The 19626-nt window shown below is 64.8% G+C and carries 16 protein-coding genes; 4 read left to right on the forward strand and 12 right to left on the reverse strand.

Annotated features, from left to right (window positions below; all coding sequences use genetic code 11):
• Positions 1-19: 19 nt before the first annotated feature.
• The 4 genes from ACM26W_RS15855 to ACM26W_RS15870 are packed head-to-tail and all read right to left on the reverse strand — an operon-like array spanning position 20 to position 6391.
• A complete protein-coding gene (locus ACM26W_RS15855) occupies positions 20-1105 on the reverse strand; it encodes a phytase (RefSeq protein WP_416137940.1) in 1086 nt (361 codons plus the stop codon).
• Between the two features lie 31 nt (positions 1106-1136).
• Positions 1137-2306: a hypothetical protein gene (locus ACM26W_RS15860; protein ID WP_416137941.1), complete on the reverse strand. Its 1170-nt coding sequence runs from the start codon at positions 2304-2306 to the stop codon at positions 1137-1139.
• A 14-nt stretch (positions 2307-2320) separates the two neighbouring features.
• On the reverse strand, positions 2321-4123 hold the full coding sequence (locus ACM26W_RS15865; protein WP_416137942.1) for an ABC transporter ATP-binding protein: 1803 nt from the start codon (positions 4121-4123) through the stop codon (positions 2321-2323).
• A gap of 6 nt (positions 4124-4129) precedes the next feature.
• Positions 4130-6391, reverse strand: coding sequence for a polysaccharide biosynthesis tyrosine autokinase (locus ACM26W_RS15870; protein ID WP_416137943.1), 2262 nt, complete (start codon positions 6389-6391; stop codon positions 4130-4132).
• A gap of 718 nt (positions 6392-7109) precedes the next feature.
• Between ACM26W_RS15870 and ACM26W_RS15875 the strand changes: the two genes are divergently transcribed.
• The gene (locus ACM26W_RS15875) at positions 7110-9254 is read left to right on the forward strand and encodes a cache domain-containing protein (protein WP_416137944.1); all 2145 of its coding nucleotides are present in this window, start codon (positions 7110-7112) and stop codon (positions 9252-9254) included.
• A 92-nt stretch (positions 9255-9346) separates the two neighbouring features.
• Here the strand turns inward: ACM26W_RS15875 and ACM26W_RS15880 are convergent, their stop codons facing one another.
• From ACM26W_RS15880 to ACM26W_RS15905, 6 genes are all read right to left on the reverse strand, one after another.
• A complete protein-coding gene (locus ACM26W_RS15880; protein ID WP_416137945.1) occupies positions 9347-10846 on the reverse strand; it encodes a protein adenylyltransferase SelO in 1500 nt (499 codons plus the stop codon).
• A gap of 91 nt (positions 10847-10937) precedes the next feature.
• Positions 10938-11357, reverse strand: a complete 420-nt coding sequence (gene hepT / locus ACM26W_RS15885) for a type VII toxin-antitoxin system HepT family RNase toxin (RefSeq protein WP_416137946.1) — start codon at positions 11355-11357, stop codon at positions 10938-10940.
• Positions 11342-11533, reverse strand: a complete 192-nt coding sequence (locus tag ACM26W_RS15890; protein WP_416137947.1) for a hypothetical protein — start codon at positions 11531-11533, stop codon at positions 11342-11344. Before ACM26W_RS15890 ends, hepT begins: the two co-directional genes overlap by 16 nt.
• 45 nt (positions 11534-11578) lie before the next feature.
• On the reverse strand, positions 11579-12478 hold the full coding sequence (locus ACM26W_RS15895; RefSeq protein WP_416137948.1) for a CopD family protein: 900 nt from the start codon (positions 12476-12478) through the stop codon (positions 11579-11581).
• Between the two features lie 3 nt (positions 12479-12481).
• Entirely contained in the window at positions 12482-12850 is a 369-nt protein-coding gene (locus ACM26W_RS15900; protein ID WP_416137949.1) for a copper resistance CopC family protein, read from the reverse strand.
• 228 nt (positions 12851-13078) lie between these two features.
• Positions 13079-13951: a LysR substrate-binding domain-containing protein gene (locus tag ACM26W_RS15905; RefSeq protein WP_416140910.1), complete on the reverse strand. Its 873-nt coding sequence runs from the start codon at positions 13949-13951 to the stop codon at positions 13079-13081.
• A gap of 122 nt (positions 13952-14073) precedes the next feature.
• Here ACM26W_RS15905 and ACM26W_RS15910 point away from each other — a divergent pair, with 122 nt between their 5' ends.
• The 3 genes from ACM26W_RS15910 (at position 14074) to ACM26W_RS15920 (ending at position 17470) form a co-directional block, all read left to right on the forward strand.
• Positions 14074-14958, forward strand: coding sequence for an EamA family transporter (locus tag ACM26W_RS15910; protein ID WP_416137950.1), 885 nt, complete (start codon positions 14074-14076; stop codon positions 14956-14958).
• A 577-nt stretch (positions 14959-15535) separates the two neighbouring features.
• Entirely contained in the window at positions 15536-17242 is a 1707-nt protein-coding gene (locus ACM26W_RS15915) for a sodium:solute symporter family protein (protein WP_416137951.1), read from the forward strand.
• A 99-nt stretch (positions 17243-17341) separates the two neighbouring features.
• Positions 17342-17470 carry a putative transporter small subunit gene (locus tag ACM26W_RS15920; protein ID WP_416137952.1) on the forward strand — a complete coding sequence of 43 codons (129 nt, stop codon included), beginning with the start codon at positions 17342-17344 and terminating at the stop codon, positions 17468-17470.
• 289 nt (positions 17471-17759) lie between these two features.
• On the opposite strand, the gene ACM26W_RS15925 is transcribed toward ACM26W_RS15920, so the two are convergent.
• Both ACM26W_RS15925 and ACM26W_RS15930 read right to left on the reverse strand, forming a co-directional pair.
• A complete protein-coding gene (locus tag ACM26W_RS15925; protein ID WP_416137953.1) occupies positions 17760-19025 on the reverse strand; it encodes a TRAP transporter large permease in 1266 nt (421 codons plus the stop codon).
• On the reverse strand, positions 19022-19612 hold the full coding sequence (locus tag ACM26W_RS15930; RefSeq protein WP_416137954.1) for a TRAP transporter small permease: 591 nt from the start codon (positions 19610-19612) through the stop codon (positions 19022-19024). Before ACM26W_RS15930 ends, ACM26W_RS15925 begins: the two co-directional genes overlap by 4 nt.
• Positions 19613-19626: the final 14 nt, after the last annotated feature.

Below are 19626 nucleotides of genomic sequence, written 5' to 3' on the forward strand. Positions count from 1 at the left end.
CCATCGGCGTTCCCGCCGATCAGCGCTGATCGTGCAGCCCAAGGGCCGTGGCGATACGCGACCAATCGAGATACTTGAAGTTCTGGTTGTCCGGCCTGTTGTTACCGTCCTGCACGACCATCAGTCCCTGCTCGAACCCGGTGCCGAAATTGTGTGCACTGATCGCTATCCCGTCGGTGTCGCGCACAGCTCCAATGCCACTGGCATCATCCTTATCGACGCGGAAGATGCCCATCAACCGAAAGGGCGGCTCTGTGTCGAGCACGGCAAAGCGATCATTGCCCTGGCTCGACACCACCAGATACTCGTCATTATAGAGGGCCAGCCCTTCGATATCCGGCTCGAGTGGATCTCGCGCGGCAATGACCAGTTCACGATCCGTACCCACCTCGGGTGAGGCCCGCATAACCCATACCCCGACATCCTCCTCCCCGACGAACAACCGGGCGTGGTTATCATCGGCCACACATCCCTCCGGCTGGGAACCTAGCCGGAAAAATCTCAACGGCACGATCACCGGGTTGCCTTCAATGAGCTCGAGGCGGTACTGCAGATAACGTCCATCCTTGGCATTGACGAAGACATGCAACTCGTCGACATGGCGATACAGGCAGACACCGTAGATTTCCAGGAGGGCGGTGCTAACGGTGCCGATCAGCGTCACCTGTCCGTCGGCGGCAATCTCGAAAACGCTCAGGCCTTCCAGGTCGCGATGAGTCGCAACCGCCAAGTCCATGCGGCGTCCGTTCATCGGCACATCCTGACGCAGGTCAACGTTGTTCAGTCGTCCAACTGGAAGCGACTGCAGCCGTTGCCCTGCGAGGTCATATACCTCCAACCCGCGTCTCTTGTCGGTGCCCAACACCCGACTTTGCTCCGGTGACGTGGCGTTGTACCAGATGGCGGCATCATCGGCGGCATCTCCGCGGCTCTCCACCGGTTCCGTCTCGCCCTGTGCGGTCAGCACCACGACCTCCGGTTCGGCGGCAAGCGGAGACGTTGACAGCTTCGGAAGCATCAGGAACCCCGCCGCACTGACCGCCATCGCCCCCAACAGCATGCGCGGCAGGGGGAGCCGTTGCGCAAGGCGTGTTTTCAGGTTCATCTTTTGCTCCCGTGAAGCGTCAGCGATCTCGTCAGTGCATGGCCCGGGGATGACCGGAGGAAAGGCTTTCGAAGGCTGGAGTCGTGGACCGGACAGAAGCCTGACGCCCCTGCCGGTAGAGGTACCAGCAGAGCGCCAGTACTAGCCAGAACAGGGTGGAACGCAGGCCGTTGTGGGTCACCGAGTAGAACAGTGGCCCGGACACGCCGACCCAGACATACAGCGGGGTACGACTCAGGGCCGCGAAGATCACCAGCAGGAAGAGCCCCAGTCCCGGCACGCCGTAGGCGAACAGCATGTTGACGAAGGAGGAGTGGATCTCGTTGCGATGATAGGGAATGAAGCGGCGTCGCTCGCCCTCTCCGGCACCGAGAATGGCGTACTCGGGAAACTGAGACAGACGATCGAAGCGTCGCTCCTCGTACATGCCCTCCACCTTGGTCGGCGCCCGGTCCATGCGCGACTGCAGGTTGTGTGCTATCTGCCCTTCCGAGTGCAGGTTGACCAGCATCACCACCACGAGCAGCAGCGGCACCACCAGCAACAATCGCGCGAAGTGCCAGACGCGAGTGGCATTGGCCATGGCCCAGCCCACCACGACCAACACGCCCCCACCCAGAGCCGCCAACGACGAGGCAGCCAGGATGCCCACCACGCCGGCGGCCAGGCCGGCCAGGGCCAGGGGCCGCAACCGGGGCCGGAAATCATCGAGCAGCATCAGCACGACGATGCCGCACAGCGAGAAGTAGGCCAGCTGGTTGGGGTTGTTGAAGCTGCCGGGGGTGCGGTTGATGCCCGAAGCCAGCTGCACCAGCACCTGACTGGCCGCGACCAGCAGCGCGATGGAGACAGCGTTGTGGATCAGTCCCTTGGCACGCTCGCCATATACCCTCAGGAAGCGCAGCAGCGCCATGCCCACCAGGAAGTTGAAGAAGAAGAAGGCCGGGTACACGAAGAATCCCGTGGATTCTAGAATCAGCGTCCAGCCCAGGCAGACCAGCAGCACCCAGAACACCAGCAAGCCCCAGCACAGCGCGAAGGGCGACACCTCCAGGTGCTTGTCGCCCAGCGCCATGATCGTCATAACGCCAGCGAACCCGAACAGCAGTAAGTCGGCGGGTTGGGGCATACCGCTGGGAAAGACATAGAAGCTGGACAGCGACAACCCCAGGAACAGCAGCACGGCAGCGACAAGGTTCATGGGAGCGACCTCGACTAGAGATTGGCCATCATCTGGAAGGTGACATTGCGGCTGGCCAGATCGTCATAGGTGCCGCTGTCGGTCACCTGACCGGCGTCGAGCAGGTAGATGATGTCGCAGTCCTTGACCGTGGTCAGGCGATGGGCGACCAGCACGATGGTCATCTGCCCGGCCAGGCGCTGGATATCGCTCATCAAGCGACGCTCGGTGATGCCGTCGAGGGCGCTGGTGGCCTCGTCGAGCACCAACACTCTGGCCTGCTGGTAGAGCGCCCGGGCAATCCCGACCCGCTGGCGTTGTCCCCCCGACAGCTGTACGCCGCGCTCGCCGATCCATGTCTCGACTCCCTCCGGCAACTTCTCGATCAGATCATCGAGCTGCGCGAGGCGCAGTGCCTCCATTGCCCTTGCCTCGTCGATCTGCTCCTTCGCGATGCCGAAGGCGACGTTCTCGAGAATGCTGGCATCGGCCAGGAAGATCTGCTGGGGGACGAGGCCGACGCCCGCCTGCCAGCATCGCAGGTTTTCCTGCGTCAGTGGCACCCCATCGATCATGACCCGGCCTTGCTGGGGGTGAATCAGGCCCAGCAGAAGATCCACTGCCGTGCTCTTGCCGCTGCCGGAGGCACCGACCAGGCCCACCATCCGGTTGGCAGGAATCGTCAGCGTCAACCCGCCCAGGGCCAGGCCCTTCTTGCCCGGATAGTCGAAGACCACGTCCTGCAGCTCGATGCCCTGCTGGGGTACCAGTGGCGTTATCTCAACGTCCGATTGGGCCGCAGCGGTCGACTCGTTGGTGCGGCTGGCCAGCAGATCCTCACGAATGGACTCATAGGCCGCCAGGTTGCCGCGGATCTGCGAGATGGCCGAGTAGATCTTCTGGAAGGCCGGCAGCATCTTGAAGCCGGCCAGGGCATAGATCGATAACGCCGGCAGGATGGCGCCCAGGTTGCCCTCGTAGAGGTTGAGCAGGTAGAGCACCAGCAGGATCACCGCGGCGAAGGCCACCAGCTCGATGGCATAGCGCGGGGCATCACTCAATCCCTGGGTGACCCCCTGGCCGCGGGCCACGCTGTTGCTGGCCTTGTCGAAGCGCGAGGTGAAGTTCTCCTGGCGGTGCAACAGCAGCAGATCCTTGATGCCACCGAACCCCTCGGTCATCAGCTTGAAGCGCTTGGCCTGTGCCCGGGATACGCGCCGACCATTGGCGATCAAAAAGCGCCGCACCGTCTTGTAGAGCAGCAGATAGGAGGCAGCGAAGATCATGGCACCGGACACGGCTACCACGGGGTTGTAGATGAAGATCGCTACGGTCATGAGGGACACCATGACCAGCTTGGCATTGAGCTTCATGCACGGATTGATGATGCGGTGGCTGGTCCGCTGGACCTCCTGCGACACCTTGTTGATCAGGCCACTGGTATTCTCTCCGGAATGAAACAGCCAAGGCTGGTACAGATAGTAGCGGTAGAGGCGACTCGAGAGTTCGGCACCCACCTGGGCGCTGTACAGCGACAGCCGCCAGGTGGTGTAAATGGAAAATAGCGCCGCCAGCAACAGGACAAACAGCACCATGGCGCCGAGCAGGGTCAGGAAGGCCTCGGGGCTCTCCAGGCCGCTGAGCCGGTAGGCCCAGGCCAGGCGGCCGTCACCCTCGAGCCGACTCATGTCGCCCACCACGGCCATGAAGGGGCCGATGGCGATCACGCTGGCGAGCTCGGCGAAGGCCATGAATACGATCAGCACCTGAAGCCTGAGCAGTCGACGTCGTTGCTGGCGGGTCAGCAGTGAAAAGAATTCACGCAGGTGGATCAGCATCTCGGGTCACCGATAGGCATAGAGGTAGTTACCGTAGTAGCCGTAGCGGTTCCGGGTCGACTTCTCCACGCCATTGAGGATCGCCCCCTTGAGCCTTACCCCGCCACTCTCCAGGCGGCGCTTGGCGGCCTGGATCTCTGACGGAGGGTTACGACCGAAGCGCACCACCATCAGGCTGGTGCCAACCAGCTTGCCCACCACGGCCGCATCGGTGACCGCCAGTATCGGGGGCGTATCCAGCACCACCAGGTCATAGCGTGCACTCATGGCCCCGAGAAAGTCATGAAAACTTCGCTGCATCATCAGCTCCGAGGGGTTGGGAGGCACCGAGCCCCTCGCCACGTAATCCAGTCCCTTCAAGTCGGTATGGCGAATCACCTCGTCCGGCATCATGCGTTGGGCCAGCAACTCCGATAGCCCCTGCTCGCCCTGGCCACGGAAGGCATGGTGCAGATGGCCGCGACGCATGTCGGCATCGATCAGCAGCACCTTCTGTCCGGCCTGGGCACACACCGCTGCCAGGTTGGCCGCTACGAAGCTCTTGCCCACGCCGGGGCTCGCACCGGCAATCATCAACCGGTTGTCGCCGGCTTCCAGCATGGCAAAATAGAGGCTGGTACGTAGACCGCGCAGGGCCTCCACGGCGAACTCGGCAGAGTTCTCCAGTGCCAGAAGGCCACGGAACACTATCTGGCTTCTCTTGGCACCGCGCGGTCGGATGCGACGGGTGAGCCCGACCTGCTCACTGGAGTCCGGCAGGGTCGCGTAGACCGGCAGCCCCAGCTCCTCGAGTTGAGCGGGGCTCTTGACCGCCCGGCTAAGCAGCAGCAGCACCACCACCAGCACCATCGCCAGCAGCGCCCCGAGAATTCCGCTGATCAACGTCGTCAGCGAAATACGTGGCGAGATGATGCCCGGGTGGAGCACGGCGGCATCGAGAATCCGCACACTGCCCACGGTGCCGGCCTTGACCAGACGCATCTCCTGGAGCTGGTTGAGCAATTGGACGTATACCTGCTGATTCACCTGAGTCTCACGGGTCAGGCGCAGGACCTCCTGCTGGGTCTCGGGCAGGTCACCGACCTGGGCATTCAGTCGGTCAAGCTCGGCCTGCCGATGTGCCTGTTGCCTCAGCAACGCCTGGTAATTGGGGTGCATCGGGCGAAACCGCTCGGCCAGGTTGGCCTCGACCAGGGCGAGCTCGGTGAGCTGGTTGTCGACTGAAACCAGCTGGTTTAGCAGACTCTGGGTCTCGAAGGTCAGGTCCACCGAATCGCGCTGTGACCGGTACTCATTGAGCCGGTTCTCCGCCTGGGTCAGCTGGGCATTGACCTGTGGGATCTGCTCATTGAGGAAGCCAATCTGCTTCTCTGCCTCCTCGGACTGACGCCGCACGTTCTGGGCCAGGAAGACACCGGTAAGGGTTTCCAGTGTCTCCTGGATCTGCTCGCGCTCAGCTCCGCTCAGGGTCAGCCGATAGACTCCGGAATCCCTGCCTCGCGGAACGATGATGACACGGCTCTGGAGCTGGCTGATGGCTTGCAGCCGGGAAACCCTTCGCAGGCGGAACTCAGCTCCAGGGTGTGCCTCGAGCTGGCTGACGAAGAGCCGATAGCCCTGGGCATCGTCCTGTACGGTTTCACCGAAACGCCCGGTGAGCAGCACCTGCCCGCCCAACAGCAGCTCGAAGCCGCCCCCTCCGGTGGCCCGCAGCACATGCTCTCGCCCCACGCGTTCGGTTGGCACTTCGAACCATGCCACCCGCAGCGACTCACCGGCCCACACATAGGGGCTGGCATCACGCTCCCCCGGCAGCCAGTCCAGCAGGAAACCCAGCGAGAGGCGGTCGAACCAGTCATGACCGAAGCCATGATTGACCAGGAAGCTGCCCACCATCGGCAACCGCCGTGGCTCGACGCGGATTGCCAGGTCGAGGCGGTCGACCGTTTCGCCCATCACCATGCGCGACTGGAGTATCTCCAGCTCGGCAGAAGTCGGATTACCCGCCTGGTCTCCCACCGTCAGGGTATCCAGCAGGGACAGCATCGACCCGCGGTTCTCGATCTGGACCAGAGCATCCGCCTGATAGATTCGCGGCTTGGAGCTGGCATGGAAATAGCCGGCCAGCATGGCAAGGATCGCTATCGCAATGATCAGCCAGCGACGATCATACATCGTGACCATCAGTTTCCGCAGACTGATGTCGTCGCTCTCCTGGGAAGGAGAAGGAGCCCCCGAAGGCGGAGTGGGGAAGATCGTCATGGCCATGGCCTCAATGCTCGAGGGAAGTCGGAAGTCCGGTGTCGTTTCAGGTCGCCGATATTGACGAATGCCTCGGCCACGTCACTGTGTCCATTTTGTGCCAGTCGGCATGGGGCCAGCGCCACCCACCCCACCGAGAGCCACCAGCATGGGCAGAAGAACACAATGTCGTTATCATCCAATGCGCTGATGAGGGAATATTATCTTGATGAGCGAAAGCTTGGCAGCCGGGGGTAGAGGGTGATAGCTATGAACTTACGATACCATACGCAAGGTTACCAGAAGTTACTTTAAGAGTCAGTGCACGCTACCGCTCGGCACCCCTTGCCATAATCTCACTCAAGTCATTGTTTTTAAATTTCTTTTCGGGTCGTTCCGATGACTCAAAGGACCATAGCCCATTTCAATTAACGATAGCCGACTACATCAGATTACTATGTCATCGAATATTCACACTCTTATTCTTCTGATAGAAAGCGAGATTGTAGCTCATCAAATGAGTGCTACTTTATAACAGGAAATTTAATGTATGCTTGATGATAAATATCAGACCATAACGAACAATAAAAAATGAGATTACTCATCAATACAGAACCGGTCATTTCGATTCAATACGTTATGATTTCACAAATGAGCGTTTGATCGCCTGGCAAGAATGGCCATTCGGTGCCATACCAAAGATGTTCGCTGTTCCTTTTCCAGGCAGCCACTCCACGGGTGCAGGATGTTTCCCCCAGCCGGTCGGGCACGCCTCGTCTTCAACACGGCCCTGGTCGTCGCGGTGATTGCCTTCAGCATCGCCACCGGCCTGATGTGGGTAGATCGCAGCACGCGGCTGCAGACCACCGAGGCGTGGCGGGACGGGATCCAGCGTGAAGCCTGGGAAGCCGCCGAGTCCCTCACCGCCGACCTTCGCCACCTCTCCGGTCTGGCCGACACCATCGCCTTCGAACTGGTGAGCGGCGAACTGCCGGTCACCCGGATCGAGGAGCGACTCGAAGCGCTGGTGGAGCAGCATCCCTACGTGTTCGGAGCCGGGGTGATGTTTCGACCCTATGCCTACGCCCCGGACCAGCGGCTGTATGCGCCCTATATCGTCAAGCGCAACGCCGTTCACCAGCTGCTGTGGGTGGAGGATGTCTACGACTACACCGAGCCCCAGCACGACTGGTATCACCAGGGTACCGACCATGCCGGCTGGCTGGAGCCCTTCTTCGGCCAGGCCAGTCAGGCGATGCTCGCGCTCTATTGCACCCCCTTCCGACTCCCCGAGGAGCAGCGGGTGCGTGACCACACAGGGCCCGACGGCACCGTCTGTATCGACTACTCGATCGAGGATGTCTGGGACCTGGTCGGCGCGCTGGATCTGGGCCAGACCGGCTATGCCTTCGTCATCACCGAACAGGGTACCTATGTCGCCCACCCGCGGCGCGAGTACGTGCGCCATGGGCTGACCCTGTTCGATATCGCCGCTCGGCTGGACGATCCGGAACTGCGGCAGCTGGCGCAGCAGGCCACGGCCGGTCGCACCGGCGCGATCGCCCACTCCAGCGAGCTCACCGGCCAGGACTCCTGGATCTTCTTCAGCCCCATCATGGCCGCGAACTGGTCGCTGGCGGTGGTGGCCTTCACCGACGAGATGCCGCTCGACCTCAGTGAACACAAGCGCCGACAGATCCTGATCACCATCGCCCTGATCGTCGGTGCAACCGGCCTGTCTGTCCTGGTGGTTGCTTACCGGCTGGATTCCCAACCGATGCTGTGGAGCGGGAGCTTTGCCATCGCCCTGCTGTTTCTGCTCGGCGTGGTCTACATCTGGAGCCTGGAGTTTGCCGAGGTGGGCCGCGACCCGCCGGAAGCGGTCATGCTGGTCGATCGCGCCGGCATCGAGAGTTACCTCGAAGGGTATGTCGAAGAGGCTCGCCTGCAGCGCTTCGACGCGCCGATCCAGGTGCCGACGGGGGTGTTCATCCAGGCCGCCCGTTTCGAGACGCCGCACGACTTCGTTATCACCGGCATCATCTGGCAGCGCTATCCGCTGACCGGCCATGGCGCCCTGCGCCGCGAGATCTTCTTCCCGGACGCGATCCCCGCTCAGGATGAACGCGAGGAGCTGTTCCGTTTCCGCGAGGGGAACAGCGAGGTGGTCGGCTGGTTCTTCAAGACCAGCGTGCGTCAGACATCCGACTACTCGCGCTTCCCGATCGACGTCAAGACGCTGCGGCTGCGCGTCTGGCATCCGGATCTCAGGCACAATGTCGTGCTGGTGCCGGAGCTGGAGGCCTACCGGCTGATCCACCCGACATCGCTACCAGGAGTAGAACCCGGCTTCAGCGTGCCGGGCTGGCAGGTGCGGCGCAGCTTCTTCGCCTATCGCTTCCACGACTACAGCAGCGACCTCGGCGTGCGCGGAAGCGCCAGGTCGGGCGAATTTCCGGAGCTGACCTTCCACATCACGCTGCTGCGCAACATCACCGACGCCTTCATTTCCAACCAGATCCCGCTGTTCGTCGCCGCGATCATGCTGTTCGCGATGCTGATGATCGACACCCGGGAGAAGGACCGGGCCTCGCTGCACGGCTTCACCACCTCCACGGTGCTGGGGACGGCGGCGGCCATCTTCTTCATCATCCTGCTCGCGCATATCGACGTTCGCCGCCGCTACGCTGCCGAGCAGATCATGTACCTGGAGTATTTCTACTTCATCACCTACTTCACCGTTGTCGCCATCTCCATCAACGCCTTCATGCTCACGGCACTCAGCGACAGCCACTTCTTCCACTACCGCGACAACCTCATTCCCAAGCTACTGTTCTGGCCGCTGCTGCACGGGGCCTTCTTGGTGGTCACGGTGTATGTCTTCCTGTGACACGCCCTCGGGTCATCTGCACCCAACGCCTCCTTCTGATCATTCGTGCGTCCAGCGAGCGGGGCGAGAGTGATATGGGCATGCAGGTCACCTCAGGTCCCGCAGAAGGTCCTGAACACCCGCTCGGCAGGGGGCGCCGACAGTGCGTAGCTCTCACGGCCGGGCTGCTCGGTGAAGGGCTCGGCCAGCACCTCGGCAAGCGCCTCGAAGGGTGCGAAATCGTCGTGCTCGGCGGCCGCGGCGATCACCCGTTCCACCTGGTGGTTGCGGGGAATATAGAGCGGATTGACCGCATTCATCCGGGCGGCAATCTCCTCCATGCCGACGCCCTCCCGAGCCAGCCGCTCGCGCCAGCGCGGCAGCCACTCCTGCAGCGCCCCGTCGTTCTCGAACAGCTCATGAAAGGCGGGCGCGTTCTCCTGTGTCACCTCGCTCAGGCGGCGAAACGCCAGGGTAAAGTCGGCCCTCCCCGCCTCTAGCGCCGCGAGCAGTGCCTCGACCAGCTCTCGGTCGCCCTCCTCTTCCCTGGTGAGCCCCAGCTTGGCGCGCATCACCGCCAGCCACTCCGCCTCGTAGCGCGGCTCGAAGGCCTCGATCACCGCGGTGGCCTTCTTCACGGCGGACTCATGGTCGGGATCGATCAGCGGCAGCAGCGTCTCGGCAAGGCGTGCGAGGTTCCACTGGGCGAGCCAGGGCTGGTTCCGGTAGGCATAGCGTCCCTGCTCATCGATGGAGCTGAACACCATGGTCGGCGAGTAGGCCTCCATGAAGGCACAGGGACCGTAGTCGATGGTTTCCCCCGAGATCGTGCAGTTGTCGGTGTTCATCACCCCGTGGATGAAGCCCAGCCCCATCCACTTGGCCACCAGCGCCGCCTGGCGTTCGGCCACCGCCTCCAGGAATGCCAGGTAGCGTCCGCTCGTCTCATCGTCACCCTCTTCGCGCTCCAGCAGCTGGGGATGCAGTTGGGAATAGTGACGCTCGATGGCCAGGTCGGCCAGGGTCCTGACCGCCTCCTGGTCGCCGCGGGCAGCGAAGTACTGGAAGGTGCCGACGCGCAGGTGGCTCGACGCCACCCGGGTCAGCACCGCCCCCGGCTCCGGCACTCTTCGAAAGACCTGCTCACCGCTGGTCACCGCGGCCAGCGCCCGGGTAGTCGGCACGCCCAGGCGATGCATCGCCTCGCTCACCAGGTATTCGCGCAGCACCGGGCCCAGCGGCGCGCGGCCGTCGGCACCCCGCGAGAAGGGCGTCATCCCCGCTCCCTTGAGCTGGATGTCGCACAGCCTTCCTTCGCGGTCGGTCACCTCGCCGAGCAGCACCGCGCGGCCGTCGCCGAGGCGCGGGTTGAAGTGGCCGAACTGGTGGCCGGCATAGGCCTGGGCGACGGGCTCGGCGCCGGCCGGCACGGCGTTGCCGGCGAACCAGTCGGCGGCCCGGGCCTCGTCGAAGGCGGCCAGGTCGAAGCCCAGCGCCTCGGCCAGGGCCCGGTTGAAGGCCACCAGCCGCGGCGCGGGCACCGGCACGGGGTCGAAGCGTTCGAAGAAGCGCTCGGGCAGGCGAGCATAGCGCAGGGTGAACTCGGGAAACATGGCGACTCCACAGGAGGGTCGTTCAGGGGATACCCGAGTATAACGCTCGGGATTATTCCTTTCGACCTATCGCCGCCAAAGCTCGCAGGATTCAGCCCGCTGCCGGATCCATGAAAGTGCGAGCAAACTGCCGAAACTGATCAAGATGCTCATGACAGATGGAGAAAACCACCTGCCAGTTCACGTTTTCGTAGTTGTGTACCACGATATTGCGAAACCCGACCGACTTCCTCATGTTGTCGGCAAGCTCCCGGCTGATGACGCCGCACTCGGCAAGCACCTCGAAGCTCTGTCCCATGGTAATGGGAGACGTCAGCTCGTGATGCTCCGCAATCCAGTGCGCAGCGATATCAACACAGAGCTGGACCGCCCGAGTCAGGTTGAGCGCCAGAATATCCTGAATATCGATGTCCGCCTCAAGGGCCTGGACGCAGCTCGGACAGCGGCTCTCGAGACGCATGACAAAGCGACGCAATGACTCCAGCTTCTGATTGATCAGGAGTTGATCCATGCGGACTGTCTCGCTCTGAGAATCCTCTGCTGCAGGGGCACGAAATCCTCGTTGTCAATGATGTTGCGATAGACCAGCCGGCCCCAGGCCGTATCGCTGCCTTTCAAACGAATGCCGGACATCACGATCTGGCTCAGCAGCGGTTGTCCCGCCGTCCTGAGATCAACCAGATCCACGGGGCGCGATGACACCAAGGCGAGCGCCTCGCGGATCAGTTCGGCCTACCACGTGGGCGAAGAGGTGGTGAACAGCAGCGCCACCGTGAGCAGCAGCCCCCCCATCAGGGCGCCTTCGGTGGCGATGCTGCAGCGCAGCCGATGCCTCGCCCCCGGCACACCACGTTCGAGGTCCGGCACCAGCCGCCACTTGTTGAGGGCGCCCAGCACCAGCAGCAACGCCACCAGCACCAGCTTCAGCGTCAGTACCTGGCCATAGGCAGAACTCAGCAGGGCGGCGGGACGCCCCTCCGTCAGCCATGTCACCAGGCCGCCCCCGGCGATCAGCAGTAGCGGGATCAACACCATCCCGAAGCGCCCGAAACGGCGCAGCAGCCGGACCGGGAGGTCGTCGTGCTGCGGCGCGCCGGCCAGGCGATACAGCGGCATCAGGGCGGCCATCCAGAAGGCGGCGACAAGCAGATGGAGCACCAGCAGGGCCCCCAGGCGGAAATCGCCGCGGGTATGCCCCACCTGGGCGAAGGCCAGCAGCACCAGGGCGGCACCGATCAGACTCACCCCATGGCGCGCGACGAGCCACCGCGACCCCACCAGACTGGCCTGCAGCAGCAAGAGCCCGGCCACCGCCAGGCCGAGTCGGTGGCCCTGGGCGCTGTCGACCACGATGCGCAGCAGCAGCGGGTCCCTGGCCGCCGCCAGGCTGCCACCGCCCAGGTAGGCGGCCTGAAGCGGCCACAGCACCACCACCAGGCCGATGCCTGACCAGGCGGCCATCAGGCTGGTGCGCCGCAGGGTCCGGGCCTCGGCGGGCGGCAGGACGGGGAAGGCGAAGCGGAACAGCAGCCCGCCCACCGCGAGCAGGGCGGCGCCATAGAACCCCGCCGACACGACGACCCGACCGGCCGTCCAGGGGTCGAGGCCGGCCAGTGTCATCGCAAGGCTCATGGGTCACTCTCGTATCGAGAAGCGGTAATCTCCCGACATGGTATGGCCATCCTCGGCGAGACCGCGCCAGACCACCCGATACTCTCCCGGCGCCAGGGCGTCGACCGGCACCACCCGGTGGTCCTGCGCCAGCTTGCCCAGCGAGCGCTCGCTGAGCTCCACCGTTCCCTCGGGACCCTGAACCTCGAACTGGGTGATGCGGATCGGCGTATCGAAGCGCAGCTCGAAATGCGTCGGCGATTGCGCCGCGACCTCGCCCTCCGCCGGCACCTGATCGACCTGGTGGGCATGCGCCCAGAGCGGCTGGCTCACCAGGCCCAGCAACGCCAGGACACCCGCCAGCAAGGTTTGCTTGCCCTTTTTCCTCATCATCAACGTCCTCTCTCTGTGGCGATAGCGCTCCAGGCCAGGGGATTCCGGCACCTCGCAGTATGATGGCCCAGTCATCCACTCCGAACCAGGCGACAGTGACAAAGGATCGCACTACGCCTCAACCTGCCAAGGTGCAGAACTCTCGCTTGCCCCGCCTAACCAGGGCGAGGCATCAGGGCTATCGCAGTTGACATCGCTACGCTCATGTTACCGGGCTGATCCGCGGGCTCAGGGCCCGGAAGCTACCGGCGAGAGCGCCTCGCGGATCAGCTCGGCCAGGCGCCGGGCCGGCTCGGTGGGGCGACGCGCGGCACGATGCAGGGCCAGCTCCACGGCGGGAAGCCCCGGCAGGCCGCTCGTCTCGTCCAGGGCACGCAGCTGGGGCGTCAGCATGCTGCGAGTCACCACCACGATGGCCAACCCCGCTTGCACCACCGGCCCCAGGCCCGCCATGGACTGGCTTCGGTAGGCCACTCGCCAGTCGCGCCCCGCCGCGGCCAGGGCCTCCTCGGCCACCTCGCGGAATAGGTCCGCCCCCGGCGAGTAGAGCGCCAGAGGCAGCGGGTCGGCCAGCGATGGTTGGCGTTCCAGCCCCACCGCCCACACCAGCGGCTCGCGGCGGATCACCTCGCCTCCCGGTGAGCGGCGCTGGCGGGTCACCAGCGCCAGGTCCAGCTCGTCGGCACGTACCCGCTCCACCAGATCGGTACTGGTGCCGCAGGTCACCTGCAGGCCCACGTCCGGATAGAGCTGGTGAAACCAGGAGAACACCGCAGTCAGCAGGCTGGCGTAGTCCTCGGGAATTCCCAGGTTCAGCTCGCCGGTGACACGTCTGGCGCGCATATCGGCCAGCGCCTCGTCGTTGAGGGCCAGCAGCCGACGGGCGTGGCCCAGCATCCGCTCCCCTTCGGTCGTGAAGCGGATGCGGCGACCTTCCCGCGCGTGCAGCGCCACGCCGAGCGACTGCTCCAGGCGGGCAAGCTGCATGCTGACGGTGGACTGGGTGTAGGCCAGACGCCTCGCCGCGGCGGTAACGCTGCCGGTATCGGCGATGGCCACCAGGGTCCGCAGCAGGCTCAGATCGAGGGTCGGGGCGCGCATCGTTACATCACCATCATTGATGAATGACATCAATAAAGATCGTTATTGTGATGAGTGTGGACCGGATAGCATGCCGTCGTCATCCACCCGCACTCGTCCACACGCTATTGAAGGTCACCCGCATGCAGATCCTGGCACCTCGGCTCGTTCGCTCCCCCTGGCATGGCGTCGGCGCCGCAGGGCTGGCGGTGGTGCTGTGGGCGCTGGTGCCGCTGCTGGTCGAGCAGGCGGGCGAGTTGCCGCCGCTGCGCCTGTCGGCGCTGGCGTTGCTGGCCGGCGCCCTGGGCACCCTGCCCATGGCCCGTCGCCGGCGGCGACGCGACGCGACGCTGCCGGGCCCGCAACGCCTGGCGATCCACCTGGGCATGCCGCTGCTGATGGCCGGCGCGGTGGGCGCCAGCTTCGCCGCTTTCAACCGGGCACCGACCGCCGAGGCGGCGCTGATCCTCTACACCTGGCCGGTGCTCTTCCTGCTGGCCAGTCGCCGGCTGGCGCTGGGCAGGCTGCCGATCTCGACGCTGGCCGGTGCGCTGCTGGCCTTCGCCGGCGCCGCCCTGCTGGTGGCGCCTCAGGCGCTGGCGGGTGGCGTGTCGGGCGCCTGGGGCGGCTACCTGCTGGCCCTGGCCGCGGCGCTGTGCTGGGCGCTCTATTCGCTGGCCTGCCAGGTCCCCGCCTGGCGACTGGGCGAGCGGATGCCGCACCTGCTGCTGGTCGCCAGCGTTATCGTCGGCGGCGCCAGCCTGGCCCTGGAAGGCACTACCGCCCTGCCCTCCCCGGCGGCGCTGGGCGCCGCTGCCGCCCTGGGGCTGGGGCCCTACGGCCTGGCCATGCTGGCCTGGGACCGCGCACTGCGCGACCCCCAAGCCCATCGCATCGGCCACCTGGCCCACGCGGTGCCGGTGCTGGCCACCCTGTTCCTGGTACTGGCGGGCGCCGCCGCGCCAGACTGGCGCCTGCCGCTGGCCGCCCTGCTGGTGGTCGCGGGCAGCCTGAGCGCAGCGCGCTGAGCGGCGCGTGACGTGCCGCTTCGCTCCCCTGCCGACTTTTCGACGGAGCTGAAGACATTTGCCCCCCGAATTGGCGCAGATTGGACTTTTGCGTTTCGGGTGGTTAGGGTATGTGCCCCCCGGATCAGCCAACAACGCCGACAACAACCGATCCCTGACTGGCCTTGGCCTGTGTGCCTCGGCCACCCTGGTCTTGCCCGATCGAAGACTGGATCACCGGTACTCTCGACTGCCCGTCGTCGACGCCATCGATAGAGAAGGAATCCATGTCGCGCCACTACGCCGATGAGGGACGGTGCATGCCGCGCCGCCCGCCACCCGACCTCGCCTCTGCGGGGTAGATGCCGCCCTGACGGCAGCGTCTTGCCGTGCCCGTTCGACGGGTACTGACGTAGCGCCACGCCTGGTGCCGGTCACCTGCTGACCGGAAAGCCGCCGCCTGGACGCACCCTGGCCGACCCTTCGCCAGCGTCAGGTTGTCGTCATGGCACGCCGCCCAAGCCCTTCGCCGCGTCCGGCATGTTGGCCCGATCGACATGCCCGAGACGACTCCGTTCCACTTTCTGAGGGACTCCCCTTGAACAGCGATTTACACCAGTTCTCGACCCTGACCGTCATCCTGCTGCTGCTCGCCTTCTACGGCGGCACCTACCTGATGACGCTCACGATTCGCAAGAAGAAGGAAGACGCCGACGCCTTCATGGTCTCCAATCACCGCGTCGGCTTCGGCATGGGCGCGGCCAGCATGACCGCCACCTGGATCTGGGCCGCCTCCTTCTATGCCGCCGCCACCTCCGGCTACACCTATGGCGTCTCCGGCCCCATTCACTACGGCCTGTGGGGCGCGCTGATGATCCTGTTCATCTACCCCTTCGGCCGGCGCTTCCGCAAGCTCGCCCCCAACGCCCATACCCTGGGCGAGCTGATCCACGCCCGCCACGGCTCCTCCAGCCAGCTGATCCTCGCGCTCTCCAACGTGCTGGGCAGCGTGATCAGCCTGATGGTCAACTTCACCGCCGCCGGCGCCCTGGTCTCGGTGCTCTCGCCGCTCTCCTTCCAGGCCGGGGTGATCATCGCTGGCGCTGGCGTGCTGCTCTACACCCTGTGGTCGGGCTTCCGCGCCTCGGTGCTGACCGACTTCGCCCAGCTGGTGGCACTGATGGCCATCGCGATACTGATCATTCCCGCGGTGTTCTTCGCCATGGGCGGCCCCAGCGAGCTGGTGGCCGGCCTCGACAACCTGACCACCGAGCAGGCCAACTTCTTCTCGATGGACGCCATCCTCCACCAGGGCGCGCCCTTCTTCGTCGCCGTGCTGGCCTATGCCATCGGTAACCAGACCATCTCACAGCGCCTCTTCGCGGTGAACGAGGCACACATCAAGCCGACCTTCCTCACCGCCACCGTCGGCTATGGGGCCATCGTCATCGGCCTGGGCATGATCGGCCTGATGGCACTGACCCTGGGCGTGCAGCCGCTCGATGGCAACATGAACAACCTGATCCCGCAGATGGTCTCCAGCTACCTGCCGCCGGTGTTCATCGCGCTGTTCTTCATCCTGGTGATCGGTTCGCTCTCCTCCACCGCCGACTCCGACCTCTCGGCGCTGTCGGCGATCATGATGGCCGACGTCTACGGCAAGAATCTCGCCCGCGGCAAGGCCGACCCCAGGCGCATGCTGCTGGTGGGCCGACTGACCATGATTGTCGCCACCATGGTGGGCATCGTCTTCGCCAGCTTCTCGCTGGATATCCTGGTGATGCTGGTGTTCGTCGGCGCGCTGTGGGGCGCCATCGTCTTCCCGGTCATCGCCAGCTGCTTCTGGAGCCGGGTCACCAACCAGGCCTTTACCACCTCGGTGCTGGTGGCCATGGTGCTGTTCTGCGTGGCGCGCTTCGAGCTGCTGCCCCTGGATGGCGGCAGCGGCCTGTTCTTCGAACTGCTGGCCAGCATCGGTGGCGGCGTGATCATCGGCCTGATGGCGTTCGGCTTCCTGGGCCGCACCGCCGGGTTCATCGCCGCGGCACTGGCGACGGTGGCGATGCTGGTGTTTGCCACCGGCTTCCTGCGTGAATACACGGTGCTGCTGGCCTCGCTGACCGCCTACGGCGCCAGCACCCTGGTGTGCGTGGTGATGAGCCTGATGAGCCGCCAGCCGGAGTTCGACTTCGCCACCATCGGCGAGCGGGTGGGTGACTACGACACGCCCCGCGACAAGCCTTCCGCCAGCGCCGACAAGGGCAAGGCGATTCCGGCCGCCACCCGGCTGGCCGCTCAGCGCTGATTCCGAGCACCGATGCCAGGCGCTCAGCCTCACCAACACAGGCGCTGCCGTACGCGGCAGCGCACCATGCTCCACAAGGCATGACAAGGGAGACCGAACATGACCGCACTCTATGGCTTCTACGTGCTGATCTGGCCCGCCCTCACCCTGGGCGTGCTGGGGCTGATCATCCGCGCGGTACTGCGCGACCGCCGCAAGGCGAAAGAAGAGCACCGCGAGCTGGTGTAAAAAGCACAGTGCAAGATCGAAAACGGGCCCCGACGGGGCCCGTTTCGCTTGGTTATTCACAAACTCGCGTGTATTTCAGTTAAGGCTGATCACTTATTGTGGGAGCTGGGCTATCCCGCGGTTCGACGCTTCGGCGAATGGAGACCGAAGGGCTCCTGGGCGGTATAAACTGACGTAAGCAACACCGCCAGGGCGCCTACGGCGCCATTCGCTCGGCGGAGCCGATCTCCCACCAGAAGCTTCAAGCCTCGTGGTGGTTTGCTGGAAAGTGCCTTTTTTTTCGGGGAGCTCAGCGCCCTATCAAGGCCGTGGTCAGCCACGGCTGCCAGGCCAGCAGCACCAGGGTGACGAGGCTCGCCAGCAGGAAGGGCACCAATGAGCGGAAGATGCGCATCGGCGGGGCACCGGTCATCGAGGAGGCGATATAGAGCCCCGCCCCCACCGGCGGGGTAAGCAGGCCCAGCACCAGGGTCAGACACACCACCACGCCGAACTGGTAGGGGCTGATGCCGAACTGCTGGGTGGCGATGGGCAGCAGGATCGGCACTACCAGGATCAGCGCAGCGATGCCGTCGATGATCATCCCCACCAGCAGCAGCACGCCGATCAGCAGCAGCAGGAACAGGAAGGGGTCGGTGGTGAGCGCGGCGATCCAGGCCGCGGCCATCTGCGGCAGCCGCTCGTAGACGATCACCCAGCCGAACACCCCGGCGGCGGCAATCAGCATGATCACTAGCCCGGCATTCACCGCGGTGCGCCTGAGCACCTCCGGCAGCATGGCGAAGCGCAGGTCGCCATAGAGGAAGCGCCCCAGCAGCAGCGCGGCCAGAGACGCCAACGCCGCGGATTCCGTGGGGGTAGCCAGCCCCAGCAGGATGCCGCCGATGATGATCAGCGGGATGGCCAGCGCCGGCAGGCCCATGACCAGCGCCCGCCTCGCCTCGGCGCGGCTCGGCCAGCGGCCCTTCGGGTACTGCTGCACCAGCCCCACCACGGCGATGGCAAGGAAGAAGCTGAAGCCCAGCAGCAGCCCGGGCAGGATGCCGGCGATGAACATCTCGGCGATGGGCACCTGGGCCATCACCCCGAACAGCACGAATAGCATCGAGGGCGGGATGATCGGCGAGAGCAGCCCGCCGGCTGCGGTGATCGCCGCGCCGTAGGAGCGGCTGTAGCCCTCCTGCTCCATGGCAGGGACAATGGCTCGGGACATGATGGCGATCTGCGAGGCGGCCGAGCCGATGATCGCCGCCATCATCATGTTGGCGACCAGGTTGATATAGGCCAGCCCGCCGCGGAAGCCGCCCACCAGCAGCCGCGCCAGGTCGATCAGCCGGCGGGTCACCCCGCCCTCGTTCATCAGCTCGCCGGCCAGCATGAACAGCGGGATCGCCAATAGACCATAGCTCTCGATGGCCCCGAACAGCTGCTGGGGATAGGACTCGAAAAGCACGCTGTTGCCCGAGACCTGGATATAGACCATGGCGGTGAGCGCCAGCACCAGGGCGATGGGCACCGCGCCGAGCAGCAGCAGTACGAAGACTGCGACCGTCATGGGCTGGCCTCCGGCGGTTCCGGGGGCTTACTCCCGGGGGCCATGGGCGCCTGGCTCGGGTCACGCAGCCCGCGCAGGCTCCCGCCCAGGTTGATCAGACCGTGGAAGGTCAGCGACAGCGCGAACCAGGGAACGATCAACCATACCCAGAACTTGGGGATGCCCAGCGTCGAGGTGTTCTCGGCGTAGATGAAGTTGAAGGTCGCGCCCTGGAAGGCGCGGACGTCGAAGCCCAGCCGGGCCAGTTCCAGCGGCTGGTACCAACGCCAGCAGAGCCACAGCAGCAGCACCGCGAAGACCAGCACGGCGAGATCCACCAGCGCCATCAGCAGTCGATGGCCGAAGCTCGGCAGTGCATCGGCCACCAGGGTGACGGCGATGCCCTGTCGGCGCTTGAGCACCGCGCCGGCGATCAGGAAGGTCATCCAGATCATGGCGAAGATGGCCAGCTCGCTGATCCAATAGAGTGGGCTGCCCGCGGCGCGGAAGGCCACGTTGACCAGGATCAGCAAGGTGACCGCCGCCGCGAGGGCGGCGGCGGCGATCTCCTCCAGGCGCGCCAGGCGGTCGGAGAGGCGTGACAGCATCGGCTCTCCTTCCG

The organism is Halomonas sp. HK25 (genome assembly GCF_047795635.1).
Classification (GTDB): domain Bacteria; phylum Pseudomonadota; class Gammaproteobacteria; order Pseudomonadales; family Halomonadaceae; genus Halomonas.

What these genes read in the sequence shown, in the direction of transcription:
- ACM26W_RS15905 (WP_416140910.1), bottom strand. Translation starts at nt 13,951, where the DNA reads ATGCGCGCCCCGACCCTCGATCTGAGCCTGCTGCGGACCCTGGTGGCC.
- ACM26W_RS15925 (WP_416137953.1), bottom strand. Translation starts at nt 19,025, where the DNA reads ATGACGGTCGCAGTCTTCGTACTGCTGCTGCTCGGCGCGGTGCCCATC.
- ACM26W_RS15870 (WP_416137943.1), bottom strand. Translation starts at nt 6,391, where the DNA reads ATGGCCATGACGATCTTCCCCACTCCGCCTTCGGGGGCTCCTTCTCCT.
- ACM26W_RS15930 (WP_416137954.1), bottom strand. Translation starts at nt 19,612, where the DNA reads ATGCTGTCACGCCTCTCCGACCGCCTGGCGCGCCTGGAGGAGATCGCC.
- ACM26W_RS15865 (WP_416137942.1), bottom strand. Translation starts at nt 4,123, where the DNA reads ATGCTGATCCACCTGCGTGAATTCTTTTCACTGCTGACCCGCCAGCAA.
- ACM26W_RS15920 (WP_416137952.1), top strand. Translation starts at nt 17,342, where the DNA reads ATGACCGCACTCTATGGCTTCTACGTGCTGATCTGGCCCGCCCTCACC.
- ACM26W_RS15900 (WP_416137949.1), bottom strand. Translation starts at nt 12,850, where the DNA reads ATGATGAGGAAAAAGGGCAAGCAAACCTTGCTGGCGGGTGTCCTGGCG.
- ACM26W_RS15855 (WP_416137940.1), bottom strand. Translation starts at nt 1,105, where the DNA reads ATGAACCTGAAAACACGCCTTGCGCAACGGCTCCCCCTGCCGCGCATG.
- ACM26W_RS15895 (WP_416137948.1), bottom strand. Translation starts at nt 12,478, where the DNA reads ATGAGCCTTGCGATGACACTGGCCGGCCTCGACCCCTGGACGGCCGGT.
- ACM26W_RS15875 (WP_416137944.1), top strand. Translation starts at nt 7,110, where the DNA reads ATGTTTCCCCCAGCCGGTCGGGCACGCCTCGTCTTCAACACGGCCCTG.
- hepT (WP_416137946.1), bottom strand. Translation starts at nt 11,357, where the DNA reads ATGGATCAACTCCTGATCAATCAGAAGCTGGAGTCATTGCGTCGCTTT.
- ACM26W_RS15880 (WP_416137945.1), bottom strand. Translation starts at nt 10,846, where the DNA reads ATGTTTCCCGAGTTCACCCTGCGCTATGCTCGCCTGCCCGAGCGCTTC.
- ACM26W_RS15910 (WP_416137950.1), top strand. Translation starts at nt 14,074, where the DNA reads ATGCAGATCCTGGCACCTCGGCTCGTTCGCTCCCCCTGGCATGGCGTC.
- ACM26W_RS15860 (WP_416137941.1), bottom strand. Translation starts at nt 2,306, where the DNA reads ATGAACCTTGTCGCTGCCGTGCTGCTGTTCCTGGGGTTGTCGCTGTCC.